The 15,403-nt window shown below is 63.2% G+C and carries 15 protein-coding genes; 8 read left to right on the plus strand and 7 right to left on the minus strand.

Annotation, left to right across the window (positions count from 1 at the left end; genetic code table 11):
• The first annotated feature begins 323 nt into the window (after window positions 1-323).
• The gene (locus AC628_RS38590) at window positions 324-1,574 is read left to right on the plus strand and encodes a site-specific integrase (protein ID WP_083633288.1); all 1,251 of its coding nucleotides are present in this window, start codon (window positions 324-326) and stop codon (window positions 1,572-1,574) included.
• A 604-nt stretch (window positions 1,575-2,178) separates the two neighbouring features.
• Here AC628_RS38590 and AC628_RS38600 read toward each other — a convergent pair.
• Both AC628_RS38600 and AC628_RS38605 read right to left on the minus strand, forming a co-directional pair.
• Window positions 2,179-3,510, minus strand: coding sequence for a tyrosine-type recombinase/integrase (locus AC628_RS38600; RefSeq protein ID WP_074131868.1), 1,332 nt, complete (start codon window positions 3,508-3,510; stop codon window positions 2,179-2,181).
• A gap of 499 nt (window positions 3,511-4,009) precedes the next feature.
• Window positions 4,010-4,309 carry a hypothetical protein gene (locus AC628_RS38605; RefSeq protein WP_074131869.1) on the minus strand — a complete coding sequence of 100 codons (300 nt, stop codon included), beginning with the start codon at window positions 4,307-4,309 and terminating at the stop codon, window positions 4,010-4,012.
• Between the two features lie 181 nt (window positions 4,310-4,490).
• Between AC628_RS38605 and AC628_RS38610 the strand changes: the two genes are divergently transcribed.
• Complete coding sequence (locus AC628_RS38610; protein ID WP_074131870.1) at window positions 4,491-4,862, plus strand: DUF4118 domain-containing protein; 372 nt, start codon at window positions 4,491-4,493, stop codon at window positions 4,860-4,862.
• A gap of 69 nt (window positions 4,863-4,931) precedes the next feature.
• Here the strand turns inward: AC628_RS38610 and AC628_RS44515 are convergent, their stop codons facing one another.
• Window positions 4,932-5,072 carry a hypothetical protein gene (locus AC628_RS44515; RefSeq protein ID WP_168193532.1) on the minus strand — a complete coding sequence of 47 codons (141 nt, stop codon included), beginning with the start codon at window positions 5,070-5,072 and terminating at the stop codon, window positions 4,932-4,934.
• Window positions 5,073-5,252: 180 nt separating this feature from the next.
• On the opposite strand from AC628_RS44515, the gene AC628_RS38615 reads away from it, so the two are divergent.
• Entirely contained in the window at window positions 5,253-5,480 is a 228-nt protein-coding gene (locus AC628_RS38615; protein WP_074131871.1) for a hypothetical protein, read from the plus strand.
• Window positions 5,481-5,846: 366 nt separating this feature from the next.
• Here the strand turns inward: AC628_RS38615 and AC628_RS38620 are convergent, their stop codons facing one another.
• Window positions 5,847-6,383, minus strand: coding sequence for a hypothetical protein (locus tag AC628_RS38620; RefSeq protein WP_074131872.1), 537 nt, complete (start codon window positions 6,381-6,383; stop codon window positions 5,847-5,849).
• 221 nt (window positions 6,384-6,604) lie between these two features.
• A complete protein-coding gene (locus AC628_RS38625; protein WP_074131873.1) occupies window positions 6,605-8,152 on the minus strand; it encodes an acetolactate synthase large subunit in 1,548 nt (515 codons plus the stop codon).
• Between the two features lie 225 nt (window positions 8,153-8,377).
• Between AC628_RS38625 and AC628_RS38630 the strand changes: the two genes are divergently transcribed.
• From AC628_RS38630 to AC628_RS38645, 4 genes are all read left to right on the plus strand, one after another.
• The gene (locus AC628_RS38630; protein WP_502689830.1) at window positions 8,378-8,950 is read left to right on the plus strand and encodes a L,D-transpeptidase; all 573 of its coding nucleotides are present in this window, start codon (window positions 8,378-8,380) and stop codon (window positions 8,948-8,950) included.
• A gap of 93 nt (window positions 8,951-9,043) precedes the next feature.
• On the plus strand, window positions 9,044-9,841 hold the full coding sequence (locus AC628_RS38635; RefSeq protein WP_074131875.1) for a DUF2927 domain-containing protein: 798 nt from the start codon (window positions 9,044-9,046) through the stop codon (window positions 9,839-9,841).
• Between the two features lie 665 nt (window positions 9,842-10,506).
• Complete coding sequence (locus AC628_RS38640) at window positions 10,507-11,538, plus strand: MerR family transcriptional regulator (protein ID WP_074131876.1); 1,032 nt, start codon at window positions 10,507-10,509, stop codon at window positions 11,536-11,538.
• Between the two features lie 87 nt (window positions 11,539-11,625).
• Window positions 11,626-12,621, plus strand: a complete 996-nt coding sequence (locus tag AC628_RS38645; RefSeq protein ID WP_074131877.1) for a LysR family transcriptional regulator — start codon at window positions 11,626-11,628, stop codon at window positions 12,619-12,621.
• 97 nt (window positions 12,622-12,718) lie between these two features.
• On the opposite strand, the gene AC628_RS38650 is transcribed toward AC628_RS38645, so the two are convergent.
• Together AC628_RS38650 and AC628_RS38655 are read right to left on the minus strand one after the other, a co-directional pair.
• The gene (locus AC628_RS38650) at window positions 12,719-13,171 is read right to left on the minus strand and encodes a lipocalin-like domain-containing protein (RefSeq protein WP_168193533.1); all 453 of its coding nucleotides are present in this window, start codon (window positions 13,169-13,171) and stop codon (window positions 12,719-12,721) included.
• 164 nt (window positions 13,172-13,335) lie between these two features.
• Window positions 13,336-13,548 (minus strand): hypothetical protein, encoded by a 213-nt coding sequence (locus AC628_RS38655; protein ID WP_074131881.1) that lies wholly within the window; start codon window positions 13,546-13,548, stop codon window positions 13,336-13,338.
• A 392-nt stretch (window positions 13,549-13,940) separates the two neighbouring features.
• Between AC628_RS38655 and AC628_RS38660 the strand changes: the two genes are divergently transcribed.
• On the plus strand, window positions 13,941-15,089 hold the full coding sequence (locus tag AC628_RS38660; protein ID WP_074131879.1) for an ABC transporter substrate-binding protein: 1,149 nt from the start codon (window positions 13,941-13,943) through the stop codon (window positions 15,087-15,089).
• The last annotated feature ends 314 nt before the right edge of the window (window positions 15,090-15,403 follow it).

Raw genomic sequence — 15,403 nt, forward strand, 5'->3', positions numbered from 1 at the left:
GCTCTGTCTCACTTGGATTCTAGCTCCGTTCAGATATCGCAACATGTTCCAGGCTTCTTCTACCTTCAGTGGAGAGATCACGGCGATTCATGATTGAATGAATTCTCAAATGGTCCCTCGCGCCCGTTTCCATCGTCCACGATGTCGAAAGCCCGATTTACCGAGGCAGACGTAAAGCGTGCTGTTAGAGGCGTCCTCGACAGTGGCGGCAGAGTCGCGCGCGTCGAGATTTGGCCAGACGGACGCATTTCTGTGTTGATGCGAGAAGAAAGATCGATCCAAATCGATCCCGAGGACGACCCCGAGGTGTCCAGGAGACTGTTGTGAAAAGAGTTGGGCGATCGGCGCTACCGCTGCCTCGGTACACCCTGCGTAAGCGTCTCAAGGGCGCCGTCTTCGGATACTTTTTCAATATTCCGATGTGGGCACGCAAGCGTGGATGCTCGATCGAAAACGAGGCCCTTGGCACCGATTACAGTCGCGCCGTTACGCGCGCAGAACAAATCCTGCTTCCCGCTTTCGATAGCTGGCGCACGGGTGGCGAGGACGCAAAGCCAACTCACACCGGCGTGGTCGTCGGTACGTTGGATTGGATGTTTCACCTCTATCGTCAAACTTGGTCTCAACCGACAGCCAAGCGGCTCCAGCCTTTGAGCCCAGGCCAGTGCCGGGTTCACGAGACTGGGATCAAGATGATCTGCGAATACATCCTGCAGGATGGACGACGATTGGGCGTTCGCCGCGTCTCAAGCATCGACACCGCGTTCGTCGACGATCTCTTTGCAAAGCTCCTGTTCAAAGACGTGAACGGCAAGAAAGTCGAGCGGCGCACCACGGTCAACCATGCGATGAAGACTGCTCGTAGCGCCTGGAATACCATCTCTCGGGCGCACCCAGGTGTGTTTCCCCCACGGAATCCATTTGAACGAATGGGCTTGCAATCGACTTCGCGAGAAACGCCGCACGCCACCTTCGCCGAACTTGTAGCGTTCCGCGCCAAAGCGATCGAGATGGGCTATTCCTCACTGGCTACGGGCGCGTTGATCGGTTGGGAATTGCTTCAACGCGAAGCACATATTTTCATCCGCTTCATGGTCGACCACTACCGTCCCCCAAGCCGGCCCGACCACGCCTACGTCATCAGTTACAAGACGAGCACGGGATCCTGGGAGCCGCTACTGAACGCAAAAGGCGCCCCACTCTATCCCATCTTGATGGCAGAGCTCGATGCGATCAAGCAGCTGCGTCCAACAGGAGGACTGATGTTGCGGCGTGACGGCAGCAGTCTGCCCTGGTTTGGCAAGGGTGAAATGCTGACGCAGGTTCAGCGCATAACGAAGAAGATAATCTTGGCTGCGGGTTTGCGGCCTGAGCTCACGTTTACCTCTTTCGGCCGGCACGGCGGCACCACGGAAGCGAGCGCGTCTGGGCTTACAGAGACCCAATTGATGCAGAAGGGCCAGTGGTCTTCGACGGCGGCGATGGCGCACTATCTGCACGATGACGATGAGGCGAAGCAGGATGCGCAAATGAAACGCATCAAGCGGCGTATTAGACAAGCGAAGAGAAAGTGAACGTTTGTCAGAATGAAAAAGCGCGGCCTGTCAGAATGAGAAAGCCATAGCGCGCTAAATCATTGAAATCATTGGAGCGGGTGAAGGGAATCGAACCCTCGCATTCAGCTTGGAAGGCTGCAGATCGCAATAAAAGCAATTTCCTCCCAGAGCACTTCCCAGGCCAATTGAACCGGTTCGTCCTATTTGTACGCCACAACCACCCAGCGGCCATACGTGCGGACTTGATTCCTTTGTTCCTGGATCAGCCTACAATCTTATTGCGTCAGACCGATCATTGGTACGGAGCGCATGAACGGCAACGACGACCAGAACCGGATCGAGGCAATTGGGTCGCCGGATTCCAGCAAGACACCGCGTACCGCAAAGGGCCGCCGCAAGGGTCGTGGCATGCCGCCCCCCGCGACGTTCGATATCGATACACTGCCAGGCAGCTCTAATCTGACGGTATTGGAGACGGCAGCGGTCATTCGGCGCACACCCGGGGCACTGGAGCAGTGGCGGCGCGATCCGAACCACTCGTTGAAATGGCGCTACGTCGACGGCCGCCCGCTTTATCGTGTCGATGCCGTGCGGGACTACCTGGCCAAATGCGATAAGGCTCCTAAGCCGTCTCAGCCGCATAATGCTCGCGGAGACGACCCAGCAGCTCGGCCTTGATTGGATCGAGCGGATTCGTTCGCTGCAGCCGCACGACCTTGCCGACACGCATCGCGCCGACCAATTCCGCAATGTAGTCATGAGCCGCTTCGAATGCCATCTTGCGGATGATCCACTGTTCGTCGTGATTGTAGACCTGATCGATTCCGCCTGGCTTTTGCCCGACACAGAGCCGCTGGATCTCATTGTCGTAGCCGCAGCGCGACATGATAGTACGCAGACTGCGCCTCAAGTCATGCATGGTGAACCTGGCAACACCCGCTTCTTTGACCAGCCGGTTGACCATCTTGGTAAAGCCTGACATCTGGCCACCGGTCTTTGGTGACGGGAAGACATAGTCGGACGTCGCTCGCTGGAAATGCTTCGCGGCCGCGAGCACCTCATCAATAAGGTGAGTGCGCGGCACATCGTGGTGCAAGCCCATCTTGGTCCAAGCCGCATCGAAGGTGATGCGGTCGTCCATGACGTGCTTTTGCCATTCGATCATGGTTGGCTCACTCCGGCGCGGGCCACCGAGCAGGCACGTCCTCACCAGGAGCCCAAAGGTGCCGAGCTTGCCGGATGCATGCCAGACCTTGATGATTTCTTCATCGGTGAGTGCACGGCCCTTCGTTCGGCGTCCGACCCTTTGCGCGCGGGTTTCCTTGGGCTCGCGATATCCCGCCAGCACGTTGTGGTCGACATAACCCTCGCCAACGCACCATTCGAGGAACGTATGGGTGTGCTTGCGCAGGTCCTTGGCCGCGCCCCGCTTGCCGGTCTTGGCAATCTTGTCGACCGCTGCCATGATTTGCCGCCGAGTCAGGTCCCCAACGCCGCTATCGGCGTGATCCGTGAGCCCGCGCCGCAACGCCGACATGGCCGGCTTCCAGTTGACGACCTGACGACCGGTCAAGGACGTCTGGTAGGGACCATCTTCGACGACCAAGTCCGCCAAGGTAGTGCGCTGCTTTTCGGCTGCCTGTTGCCGCCTCGCCTCGCGTTTCGCATCGTTGGGGTCCATGCCCTTGAATACCTCGCCTGCGGCGATGGTGGCGGCCTTACGCGCAGCCTTCTCATTATACTTGGGCCACGGACCGAGGGTCTTGCGTTGGGTCCCTCTCACTCCCGGCTTGGTGAAGAGGTAAACCCAGGTCCGGCCGCCGGTGGCGCGCATGCGCAGGGCGAGGCCGGGCAGCTTGTCGTCATGGAGATAATGCTGCGCCTTGCCCGGCGGCAACACAGCGCTGCGGATCACCGCGTCGGTAAGTGTCAGTTGGTTGCTCGGCTCCGGCATGGTCCCTACGCTCCTTGTCGTCGCAGTGTGCCCCCGCAGTCGCCCGGATCCACCCAAGCGACGGGAAAGCCGCATTGACTTTCCTTCGCTTTTCCCGCCTCGGGGCACACCAGCGTGGAAGGACGGCCCTTCGAGAACAGAGGGGGCACAGACCCTCCCCGATTTGTGTGCCCCAAGGGAAAATCTGCGGCGGGCACAACGGGGGCACACAAAATGCAGTATGGCCGCTTATGGTCCCTTGAGGTCAAAACGACCATAAGCCACTGCAATAGATTGAATTATTTCGACAACACTATGGCCGGGTGGGATCAGTGTGGATCTACGGATTGTGGTTCACACGGGAGAGGTCCAAGGTTCGATCCCTTGTGCGTCCACCATTCCCCTTCCTGGACCGCGATTGTCGACATTCTGGCGCCGTTCGGGACCGCCTCATCAAAAATGTCGAAAACAACCCCATGCAAAGGTGCCGACGCGAGTGCGATGCGGCCGGCATTCCGGCTCAATGCCGGCGGCGGTGCGGGGCGGCTGACGGGTTGGCGGTGCGTCGGCTGAGTTCGCCGAGCAGATCGCGCACGGCGCCGTCGAGTTCGTCGGATGGCGGGGTGGCTTGATCGGCGGGTTGCGTGCCGGTCGGCCGATACCAGCCCCGTGCGGACACGTCGTCATTCGCGGCCCGAAGCCGCGGCGTGCGAACGCGCGGAGGCGACCGCCGTCGGCGGCGCGAGATCAGCTCGCGGACGCCGTACCCGGCTGCGAACCCGATCCCGGTGACGACAACGACAATCAGAATTTCCAGCATTGTGCTGTCCCACAATCACTCTGCCGCGGTGCAATAAGCGCGACAATGCGGCAGGGGCTTGACCGGGCCGGTTCCTTTTCACTGTATCGAGCAGAACACCCCCTCCACGGAGTCATACGGGGTTTTGTTTGCAGGCCTCCTCGGCTACCTTCCCGGAACTCGCGGAGGCCGGGACGTCTCAATGCGCAAGGGCAACGACTACATTTTGAAGCTGCGGCCTTGGTCCTTGTCGACCTTCGTCGTCGCCCTGCTGGCCGTGGTGGTCGCCACCGCGACGCAGGAAATGTTCGCAAGCTTCGGCATGCAATTCTATTTTGCGGGCTTCGTGCCGGCGATCTTGATCGCCGGCCTGATGGGCGGCGCTCCCGCCGGCGCCTTCGCCACGATCATCACGGTTCCGATCGTCTGGTGGGCGTTCATGCCGCCTTATTTCGAGTTCGCCTGGCCGACCGCGGCCGATTACGACAGCATGGCGATGTTCGTGCTGTCGAGCGCGCTCCTGGTGTGTTTCTCGCAGCTCTATCGGGAAGCGCTGGTCATCCTGCGAAAGTAGGCGCCCGGGCGCGGGCCCAGCTCCCCGCTGGCGATGGCAAACCGGTTGCCCGCGGCGATCGTTCGCCCCTCAGATCCCGAACATCCAGACCGCGACGATGGTGGCCAGTGTCGCCACGCCGCTGACCGTCCAGCCCACCGCGTAGAATGTGTTCTCCGGGGCGCTGTCGAGCACCGTATTGGTGGTTTCCGTCATTGACCGCCAGCGCATGGCGTCTCTCCTCGGAACTCCTGCCCAGCGGCATAACGCGGCTCCCGGTTCCAGGTTCCGCCCATATCGCGCCGGCCGCGCCGTTCACGCTGAGCTCACGGACTGCTGATCGGGCTCGCGGAACCTGCGACATTCTGTCCCGTTGAGGGGCGCCGGAAACCAACTTGGGAGAACAATCCGATGCGAACACTGATCCTCGCCGCCACCGCCCTCGCCTTCGTCTCGTCCGCCGCACTCGCGCAGGACAAGGCAGGCGGCACCATGGCCCCCGCCGCGCAAAGCGGCGACACGGCGGCCAAGGGCGAGGCGACCAAGATGGCGCCGAAGAAGAAAGCGAAGAAAGGCGCAAAGAAATCGAAAGCCAAGTCCGGCGCCGCCGCGACCGGCGACGATGCGACCAAGCAATAAACAGAAACAATCGCACACCGCGATCGCGGGAAAGACGAAACGGAAAAGGCCGCCCGAAGGCGGCCTTTTTACTGTCTCGGTGCGGAGGCTGCCTCGGCCTTTGACGTCGCATTCAGCTGCGCCGCCGGCTTGAAACAGTAGAGCTTGGACCAGTGAGAGCTGGGCCAGCGAATTGAAGTGCGGGAGAGGGAGCGAAAGAGGCGCAGAGCCGATAATCCGCACCGCCATCGGATCGTTCTGAAAATTGACCACCGGCTCCAGGAATTGCTCCACCTCCCGCACCTTCTGTTCTGCCGTGCGTGCAGCGGCGACGCATGATCCAAACGGGCTATCACTGCAATCCGCAGCGAGAATCGTCCGACAGGCTTAATGCTGAGCGCCATTGTCGTGCCGTGCCGCGAGCCCGCTCGCTTGCACGCGCTCGGCAAACCAGCGCGACGTGGCGCTGTCGATCGCGCCGCCGGCATAGACTTCGGAAAAGCTCACGCCGCTCGGTCCGACGATCACCAGCACGCCCATCGCATAGGCAAACCACACGTTCGGATCGGTCAGCGCAGCCAGCTTGCGCTGATCGTGCTCGAGCGGCTGGTGATTGCTGTCCTTGCGCAGCTCGATAGCCAGGAGATTGTTCGGGATATCGCGCTGATGCACGACGATATCGGGATAGATCGACTTGCCGAGATGGTCATCGGTCGAGCTCCCCGAGCCGCGCGGCAGCCGCAGCGTGCGCTCGCCGAGCCGATCGTAGTTGCAGTCGACCTGCCAGCCGGAGAACTGCCGCTCGACATAGACCGCCAGCCGGTGAGTAAGCGTTCGCTCGCCGAGATCGCGCTCCAGCAGGAACGTCTCCTGCGCGTAAAACTCCTGCACGGCGGCGATCACCTTGTTCAACTCGGTCTGCATTGGCGCCTCCGACTGGACTGGACCCTGATGAGACTAGGTTGAGCTGGAGTGACCTCGAAAGTTCACCTCTCCCTTGGGAGAGGTCGATTTGTGCAGCAAATCGGGTGAGGGGTGACGGTCTATCGAGAGAGCAAGAGCCCTCACCCGGATTGCACCAAGCCGCTTCAATCAAGAATTCATCCCGCTTTAGACCGCCACCGCGGCCGTTGAAGACTGCCCTGCTACATCTGCACTTCGATCAGCCGCGGGCCCGGCTCGGCAACGGCATTCGCCAGCGCCTTGTTGAACTCATCCGCTGACGTGACCGCCACCGCCGGCACCCCCATGCCCTTCGCAAGCGCGACGAAATCGAGCGTCGGCCGATCGATCTTCAGCATGTCCTGCGCCCGCTTCCCCGGCTCGCCGGCGCCGACGCCGTCGAACTCGCCACGCAGGATCTGGTAGATGCGGTTGGCGAACACGATGGTCACGACGTCGAGCCCTTCGCGCGCCTGCGTCCACAGCGACTGGATCGTGTACATCGCGCTGCCGTCGCCGACCATGCAGATCACCTTGCGGTCCGGGCAGGCAACCGCGGCGCCGGTCGCCACCGGCATCGAGAAGCCGATCGAGCCGCCCATGTTCTGCAGCCAGTCGTGCGGCGCAGCCCCCGCCGTCGGCGGAAAGAAACCGCGGCCGGTGGTGACGGATTCATCGACCATGATGGCGTTGTCGGGGATCGCACAGGCGATCGCCTGTGCGATCGTTGAGTGGTTGAGCGCGCCGGTCGGCTTGACCAGTTCCGGATGCTGCTGCGGCTTGACGTCCTGCGCCGTCGCATGCAGCGCATTGGCCAGCGCCTCGAGGGCCGCGACCGAATTCTCGCCCCAGGCGGTCATGCGATGCACCTCGCAGCCTTCCGCCTTCAGCATGCTCGGCTTGTTCGGATAGGCGAAGAACGCCACCGGATCGTTGGCCTCGACCAGTACAATGTGACGGAAATTCTTCAGGATCGGCAGCGCCTGTTCGATGACATAAGGGATGCGGTTGATCGAAAAGCGGCCGCGGCCGCGCGCCATGCGCGGGTGATAGGTCTGGCCCATCACGGTGCAGCCGGTCTTGCCGGCGATGCGCTCGGCGAGCGCCAGCCCGTGCTCGGTCAGCGCGCTGCCGGTGACCAGCAGCAGCGTGTGCGCGGCATCGCCGTGCAGGATCTTCGCCGCGGTGTCGACCGCCTGCGGCGAATAGCTCGGGCGCTGGGTATCGACAGGCACCTCGGCGGTGCCGTCGGCCTCGTTCCAGGCGGTGTCGGCCGGCAGGATCAGCGTCGCGATCTGCGGCGGCGCGCTCTTCGCTGCGGCGATCGCCGCCGCGCCATCGGCCGCGACCGATTTGGCATCCGGCGAGGTTCGCACCCAGGACGACATCGGCCGCGCCAGGCCCTCAATATCTGATGTCAGCGGCGCGTTGTAGCCGATGTGGTAGGTGGCGTGCTGACCGACGATGTTGACGATGCCGGAATGCGCCTTCTTGGCGTTGTGCAGATTGGCAAGGCCATTGGCGAGGCCGGGCCCGAGATGCAGCAGCGTCGAGGCCGGTGTTCCCTTCATGCGGAAATAGCCGTCGGCCGCGCCGGTCACCACGCCTTCGAACAGGCCGAGCACGCAGCGCATGCCCGGGACCTTGTCCAGCGCCGCGACGAAATGCATCTCCGAGGTGCCCGGATTGGTAAAGCAGACATCCACGCCGCCCGCGACCAATGTCCGTACCAGACTTTCCGCACCGTTCATGCTCTCGCTCCCGTTTCGAGATGTTCTTGTGGTCGCTCCAGATCAACCATTCTTCATCCGCTTCGTCAAAGGTTTGACCGGACAATGCAGGTATCGCCTTCGGTCTGTTGCCTTTTTAAACCGTGTTGCCGGAAAGTGCCTACAGTCACCGCTTCGTCGCTTGCGAAACGCCGGCAATTGTGGACTCTCTGGGCACATATTTGATTGTTCGCGAGGACGATGACGATGCGCCCGTTCGCCTTGATGTTTGCCGCGCTCACGATCCTGGCAGGTGCTGGCCAGGCCAACGCCCAGTTCTTCGACTCCCGTGGCTACCAGTCCGAAGCCCCGAGCTTCTTCGGCGGCGGTGGCGCAAGCCCGATCCCGCGCACCACCGTCGACTACCCGACCAATTACGCCCCCGGCACCATCGTGGTGAACACCGCCGAGCGCCGGCTCTATCTGGTGCTGGCGAACGGCCAGGCGCTGCGCTACGGCATCGGTGTCGGCCGCGACGGCTTCCGCTGGGGCGGTGTCCACCGCATCTCCGCCAAGAAGGAATGGCCGTCCTGGACTCCGCCGTCCCAGATGCTGCGCCGCCGCCCGGATTTGCCGCGCCACATGAACGGAGGTATCGAGAATCCGCTCGGCGCGCGCGCGATGTATCTCGGTTCGACGCTGTACCGGATCCACGGCTCGAACGAGCCGGAGACGATCGGCCAGGCGGTCTCGTCGGGCTGCTTCCGCATGACCAATGACGACGTTACCGACCTCTACAATCGGGTCTCGGTCGGCGCCACGGTCGTGGTGAAGAACTGATCGCGACGATTTCAACGGAATCAGGCGCCGTCATCCGGCAAGTTCGCCGATCCCGCCTTGCGCTGCCGCGCACCTTGCGGCAGCGTCGTCATAATGTCCCAACACCGCCCTTCGATCCTGCTCCTGCTCGCCGCAACGCTCGCCGCTTGCCTCGCTGATATCCCCGTGTCTGCCGCCGCCGAGGTGCCGGCCATCGTCGCGCGCCAGCGCAACGAGAAGAAGGTGTTCACCGACGCCGAGATCGTCGAGGGTTTCCTGAAGACGGCGTTCGGCGCGGAATATCATCTCGCCGGACGGGTCGACCGCATCCGCAAATACGACAGGGCGGTGCGCGTGTTTGCCGACGGCAACCGCGCCGACCGCAAGGCCCAGCTCGCCAAGGTCGTCGCCGACATCCGCAGCAAGGTGCAACATCTCGACATCGCGATGACCGACAACCACGACGCGGCCAATGTCGTGGTCAAGATGGTGCGCGACCGCGAGCTCTATCGGACGATCGCAACCTATTACGGGCAGGAGCGCGCCAAGGAGATCCGCTCCTCGCTCGACCCGCAATGCCTGTCCGGCTTCCGCAAGAACGAGAACTACGAGATCGAGCATTCCGACGTCATCCTCACCGTCGACAATGGCGATTTCGTCTTCCTCGACTGCGCCTATGAGGAGCTGCTGCAGTCGCTCGGCCCGATCAACGACACCGCGACGGTGCCGTGGACCATGTTCAACGACAGCGTCTCGATGGGCTTCTTCGACGTCTACGACCAATATCTGCTCAATGTGCTCTACGATCCCCGCATCAAGCCCGGCATGAACGTGCAGGAGGTCAAGGCCGCGCTGCCCGACGTGCTCACCGACGTCCGCGCCTGGGTGGCGAAGGTGAACCATCTGGAGTGAGGGTGGCGGCTTGCTGCAATGGCCACGAACGCTCGCGATAAACACGGCTGTCGTCCCTGCGAAAGCAGGGACCCATACTCCGCGGCGGATGTTGTGGGAGGGACTCGTCGTACCAGCATCGTTCAACGATAGTCATTCGTGGTTATGGGTCCCTGCTCCCGTGCGCAATTGCGCACTAGGCAGGGACGACAGCGAGTTTGATTTGGCATCGCCCGCCAACCAACGCGGTGTCATCACCCGCGAAAGCGGGTGATCCAGTATTCCAGAGGCAGCAGCGCTTGAGCCGAGAAGCCGCGACGTACTGGATCGCGCGGTCGAGCCGGGCGATGACAGCTGTGGTTGGGGACAAGATTGCCTCCACGCGTCGTCCCTGCGAAAGCAGGGACCCATACTCCGCGGCGGATGTTGTTGCAGGGACTCGTCGTTCCAGTGTCGCGCACCAATCGCCATTCGTGGTTATGGGTCCCGGCCTTCGCCGGGACGACACCGAGAATGTTGCATGGCTGATGGATCAAACATTCACATGCAGGGGCCTGCGCTGTCGGGCAACTCGGTGATTGGCGCGTGAGGTGTGCACCGGCGGCAGGGCTCCCTCCCCCCCCCGCTTGACCTGGCCCCTGCGGCCGCCTCCATAGAGACGCGGTCAGACGACGCGAGGTGATTCGATGAATGCTCCTGCTGCCCGTTTCCTCAGCCCGTCCGAAGCTGCAAGGCAGCTCGGCATCTCGGCGAAAGCGCTGCGCCTCTACGAGGAGCGCGGCCTGATCGCGCCCGGCCGCACGCCGGCGGGATGGCGTGCCTATGGTCCGGCCGAGATGGCCCGCTGCGCCGAGATCGTCGAGCTGCGCGCGCTCGGCCTCAGTGTCGGTGAAGTGGCGCGGATCCTGAACGGCGACGCCGCCATCCTCGGCCGCGTGCTGGCCGCGCACGAGGCCACGCTCGAAGCACGCATCCGCCAATGCGGCGACAGCATCGCCCGGGTGCGTCGGCTGCGCACCGACCTCGGCTGCGGCAAAATGCCCGCGACGCGCGACCTCATCGGTGCGGTCAGGGCGCGGCCGGCACTCGGCGTCGCATTCGATCTGCCGTGGCCGTGGGGCGGCGAGCGCTTCGAGCTACGCGACGTCAAATCGCTGAATTACATCGTCGGCCCGCTCGGCAGCGGCAAGACGCGCCTCGCGCAGCGGCTCGCCGAAGCGCTGCCCGGCGCCAGCTTCGTCGGACTGGACCGTGCGGCCGACGGCGGTGCGGCCGTTCGCGCGCGGCTAGAGGCCGACCCGGCCCACAAGGCGAGGGTCGAAGCGAGCCTTGCCGTCCTGCTGGCAGATGGCGCCCAGGGCTCTGCCGCGCTCACCACCCTGCTCGCATGGCTCGAGGCCGACGACGGCGCAATCCTGGTGATCGACATGCTCGAGCAAGGGCTCGATGCGGCCAGCCAGGAGGCCGTGATCGCGCATCTGCGCCGTCGTGGACCGCAGGCGCGGCCGCTGTTCTTCCTGACGCGCTCCAGCGCGATCCTGGACCTCGACGCGGTCGGCGACGACGAGGCGATCATCCTGTGCCCGGCCAATCACAGCCTGCCGATCTGCGTCAGGCCCATTCCCGGCGCGGCGGGCTATGAAGCGGTTGCGACCTGCCTCGCCTCGCCGGAGGTGCGCGCGCGGACCGAAGGCATGGTGGCGTGGCTGCCATCCTGACTTCTCGCATTGGTTGTATTATCATCATATGACAATGCATGACGCAGGACGGATGCGCTCGGAAAAAGTGTGCTATAAGCACACGCGATGACCGAGCTTCCCCGTACCCAGGCCTTGCGTTGCTTCGTCACGGTTGCCCGTGAGGGCACTGTATCGCGCGCTGCAGCGATGCTGAAACTGACCCAGCCCGCGGTCAGCCTGCAACTCAAGGCGCTCGAGGAAAGCACCGGACTGCAGCTGTTCAACCGCACACCCAGCGGCTTCACGCTGACCGAGGCCGGCGCCGCGCTGCTGCCGCTGGCGCACCGGGCGGTGGCGGCGGCGTCCGACTTCAAGGCGATGGCGGATTCGCTGAACGAGGCGCAGCGCGGCACGCTGCGCGTCGGCACCATCCTCGACCCCGAATTCACCCGGCTCGGGCCGTTCGTGCGCAGCCTTGCGATGTCCTCGCAACGCACCGAGGTTTTCCTGCGCCATGGCGTCAGCGACGACGTGCTGGCGCAGATCGGCAGCGGCGAACTCGACGTCGGCTATTATGTCGACGCCACGCCGCAGGAGCAGCTCATCCATCACAGCTTCACTGAACGAACCATTGCCGACGGCCGCTACCAGCTGGCGCCGCTGCTCTGCTACGACTACCGCGTGATCGCGCCGATCGGCTGGCGGGACCGCGTTATCGGCAAGGGCTGGGCGGAGCTCGCCGAGCTGCCCTGGCTCGCGACACCGCCGCATTCCGGTCACCGGCGGCTGCTCGACGACATTTTCCGCCCACTCGGCGCCTTACCGAAGCGCATCGGCTATACCGACCAGGAAGAGGCGATGATCGACTTCGTCGAATCCGGTCTCTGCCTCAGCCTCGCGCGCGACAGCGTGCTGGCGCCGCGGATGGCGCGCCCGCATCAGTTCGTGGTCGCCGACAAGGTGAAGCTGACCTGCGATCTCTCCTTCGTCAGCCTCGCCGCCCGCCGCCAGGAGCCGGTGATCGCCCACGCCTTCGCCGCCGTGCGCGCGGTGTGGAATATCAAGCCGGCGATCGCCGGCGCCGGCCCGACACGGACGCGGAAGGTCGCGAAGAACGTGTAGGCGGCAGGAAACGTTCAGGCCCTGGTCTCGATTGCGAACCAGAGACCACAGACGGCAGGTCCGCTCGGGGCTCAGAAGCGGATCGCGCCCTGCTCGATCACTTTGCCCGCGTCCAAATCACTTCAACGACATCACCGCCCGGAGGGCGGACAGTCAGCGTCAGTTGATTTCCAGTAATCGCGACAAAGCGCTTTTGATCCGAGCCATTCCAGTTCGGAAAGGAGCTGCCCTCGACGTGAATCGAGATGCTGCTGTCGGCCTCGTTCGCCGAATAGGTCCCGAAGTAGGTTATCGTGCCCTCGGCAGTTTCCTTGTATTCTTCAGAGGTGCCCTGCCTGAGGGTATTGCTCGCATACCTGGCGCGGTCCGACTTCATGACCGTGATGATGTACCGTCCATCTGCATCAAAGAAGGCGATACCCTTAGGAGCCTTCCCATAATGCTCGAGCCTGGCGCCATCAGCCTTTTTCTGCTCCCAGGAGAGCAGGGTCCAGGTCCCCACCAGTTGCTCTTTGAAAGATTGCTTTTGGCCCAGCACGTCGGATGTCATCGTGAGAACTCCAAGAGCCGCCATTGAGCATGCTACGAAAATCGCGCGCAGAGTCATTGACATTTCCTATCCAAGGATTGAAGCCGGCCGGGCCAATTTCGTCCCCTCACCCGATTGGGAGAGGTGAAGTGCCCGCGCGGCCAGGGCGATTCGATCTAGATTCTCTACGCCGCAACGACCAGCGGCCGCGTCATGTCCGCCATCGCGGGCACCAGCGACGGCGCCTCGCAATCCTGCAGGGAGAGCTCGTGCATGAGTTCTCGCAGCCTTGGCGGCAAATCGGCGTAATCGCCGCGCAGGGCATAACGCAGTCTCTCGCCAATCTCGTCGCAGATGGCGCGCGCGTGCTCGGGCGCGATCGGATGAGGTTCACGCATCGGCATCGACTGCGTGGACGTGGACTGCTTGCAAAGGCCGCGAGCCGTTAGACGGCATTTCCGCGTACGCGGATCCCGCATGCGCACATGCGATCAAAACCAGGATCCGAACGATGCTGAACATGGTTCGTACTCCTTTTCCCGTCCATCAATAGCAGGAGGTCGTTGCCGCCCGATTAGGGAAACTGGTTCTCACGGCCTTTAGGGAAGTGGTAAACGCGAAGTTTCAGGACGGGTTTGCAACGCGGCAATTCCGGCGATCGATCCGGCGCCCCAATCGAGTGTCCCCAATCAGGGGGACAGACGCATCCGGCGGAATCAATATGATGCGAAACCGGATGCCGGTCGGCTATCGTCGGCCGCACTTAAAGAACTTGCTGGGAGGATTTGCAATGAAGCTGGCCATGGCCGGACTCTGGGTACTCGCGGGCGCGATGCTGGTCGCGCCGGATGCACGTGCCGACATCAAGGTCGGTGTCGTGGTGTCCGGATCGGGTCCCGGCTCGGCGCTCGGCCAGCCGCAGATGCGCAGCATCGCTGCGCTGCCGAAGGAGATCGGCGGCGAGAAGGTCACCTATATCGCGCTCGACGACGAGTCCGATCCCACCAAGGGCACGCAGAATGCCCGCCGCCTCGTGATCCAGGACGGTGTCGACATCCTGATCGGCTCCTCGCTCACCCCCGTGACCATGCCGATGCTGGATGTCGCCTTCGAGGCCAAGACGCCGATCATCTCGCTCGCGGCGGCGACCGCGATCGTGCAGCCGATGGACGAGCGCCGCCGCTGGGCGTTCAAGGTGGTGCCGAATGACGACCTGATGGCGGCGGCGATCCTGAAATACATCGCGAAATCCGGCATCAAGACGCTCGGCTATATCGGCGTCTCCGACGGTTATGGCGAAGGCTACTACAAGGAGGTGTCGCGGCTCGCCCCTCCGCTCGGGATCACCGTCACGACGCATGAGGTCTATGCGCGTTCGGACACCAGCGCGATGGGCCAGGCGCTGAAGGTGATCGCAACCAACCCGGAGGCGGTGTTCATCGCCTCCGCCGGCACACCGGCCGTGCTGCCGCAGGAGGCGTTGCGCAGCAGAGGTTATGCCGGCAAGATCTTCCAGACTCACGGCGTCGCGTCGGAGGAATTCATCAAGCTCGGCGGAGCCAATGTCGAGGGCGCGATCTTCACCGGCGAGGCCTTCACCATCGCCGACGATCTGCCGGCGAGCGATCCGTTCCGCCAGGCGCGCGACGCGTTCGTGTCGGCCTACGAGAAGGCCAACGGCTCGAACCCGAACATCTTCGGCGCGCATCTGTGGGACGCGGTCACGCTGTTCAAGCGGGCGGCGGCCAGCGCCCTGAAGACCGCAAAGCCCGGCACGGCTGAATTCCGCACCGCGTTGCGCGACGAACTGGAGCGCGGCAAGGACGTCTATCTGAACAACGGCCTCTCGACCATGAGCCGGACCGACCACAACGGCTATGACGAGCGCTCCGCGTTCCTGATCAAGGTCGAGGGCGGCAAGTTCCGGCTGGTGAAGTAGACGTACAAAGCGCGCTACAGCAGAATGGTAGTCAGGTTGGATCGGTCTCGCGGCAGCCTTGCTGCACCTCTCCCGCTTGCGGGGGAGGTCGCATCGCATCTTCGATGCGATGCGGGTGGGGGCTCTCTCCACAACATGACTAGCGGATGTCCGACCGGGTTGATGCCTGACATATTGGACCGGGCTGATGGCTGACAATTTCCGGTCATCGTGGTGCTGTCTGCGCCGTTTGCTGTGCGACGCGGAGCCGCGCACGCGGCGGAGCAAAGCGCAGGAAACGGCGCTCGCGATCGATCAACCCGAGATCGCGGCCG

It is taken from the genome of Bradyrhizobium sp. NAS96.2 (assembly GCF_001908235.1).
Lineage (GTDB): Bacteria > Pseudomonadota > Alphaproteobacteria > Rhizobiales > Xanthobacteraceae > Bradyrhizobium.

Bases quoted from the DNA above. Each gene is read 5' to 3' on its own strand.
- AC628_RS38600 (WP_074131868.1), bottom strand. From the start codon at position 3,510: ATGCCGGAGCCGAGCAACCAACTGACACTTACCGACGCGGTGATCCGC.
- AC628_RS38605 (WP_074131869.1), bottom strand. From the start codon at position 4,309: ATGCTGGAAATTCTGATTGTCGTTGTCGTCACCGGGATCGGGTTCGCA.
- AC628_RS38610 (WP_074131870.1), top strand. From the start codon at position 4,491: ATGCGCAAGGGCAACGACTACATTTTGAAGCTGCGGCCTTGGTCCTTG.
- AC628_RS44515 (WP_168193532.1), bottom strand. From the start codon at position 5,072: ATGCGCTGGCGGTCAATGACGGAAACCACCAATACGGTGCTCGACAGC.
- AC628_RS38615 (WP_074131871.1), top strand. From the start codon at position 5,253: ATGCGAACACTGATCCTCGCCGCCACCGCCCTCGCCTTCGTCTCGTCC.
- AC628_RS38620 (WP_074131872.1), bottom strand. From the start codon at position 6,383: ATGCAGACCGAGTTGAACAAGGTGATCGCCGCCGTGCAGGAGTTTTAC.
- AC628_RS38625 (WP_074131873.1), bottom strand. From the start codon at position 8,152: ATGAACGGTGCGGAAAGTCTGGTACGGACATTGGTCGCGGGCGGCGTG.
- AC628_RS38630 (WP_502689830.1), top strand. From the start codon at position 8,378: ATGCGCCCGTTCGCCTTGATGTTTGCCGCGCTCACGATCCTGGCAGGT.
- AC628_RS38635 (WP_074131875.1), top strand. From the start codon at position 9,044: ATGTCCCAACACCGCCCTTCGATCCTGCTCCTGCTCGCCGCAACGCTC.
- AC628_RS38640 (WP_074131876.1), top strand. From the start codon at position 10,507: ATGAATGCTCCTGCTGCCCGTTTCCTCAGCCCGTCCGAAGCTGCAAGG.
- AC628_RS38645 (WP_074131877.1), top strand. From the start codon at position 11,626: ATGACCGAGCTTCCCCGTACCCAGGCCTTGCGTTGCTTCGTCACGGTT.
- AC628_RS38650 (WP_168193533.1), bottom strand. From the start codon at position 13,171: ATGACATCCGACGTGCTGGGCCAAAAGCAATCTTTCAAAGAGCAACTG.
- AC628_RS38655 (WP_074131881.1), bottom strand. From the start codon at position 13,548: ATGCGTGAACCTCATCCGATCGCGCCCGAGCACGCGCGCGCCATCTGC.
- AC628_RS38660 (WP_074131879.1), top strand. From the start codon at position 13,941: ATGAAGCTGGCCATGGCCGGACTCTGGGTACTCGCGGGCGCGATGCTG.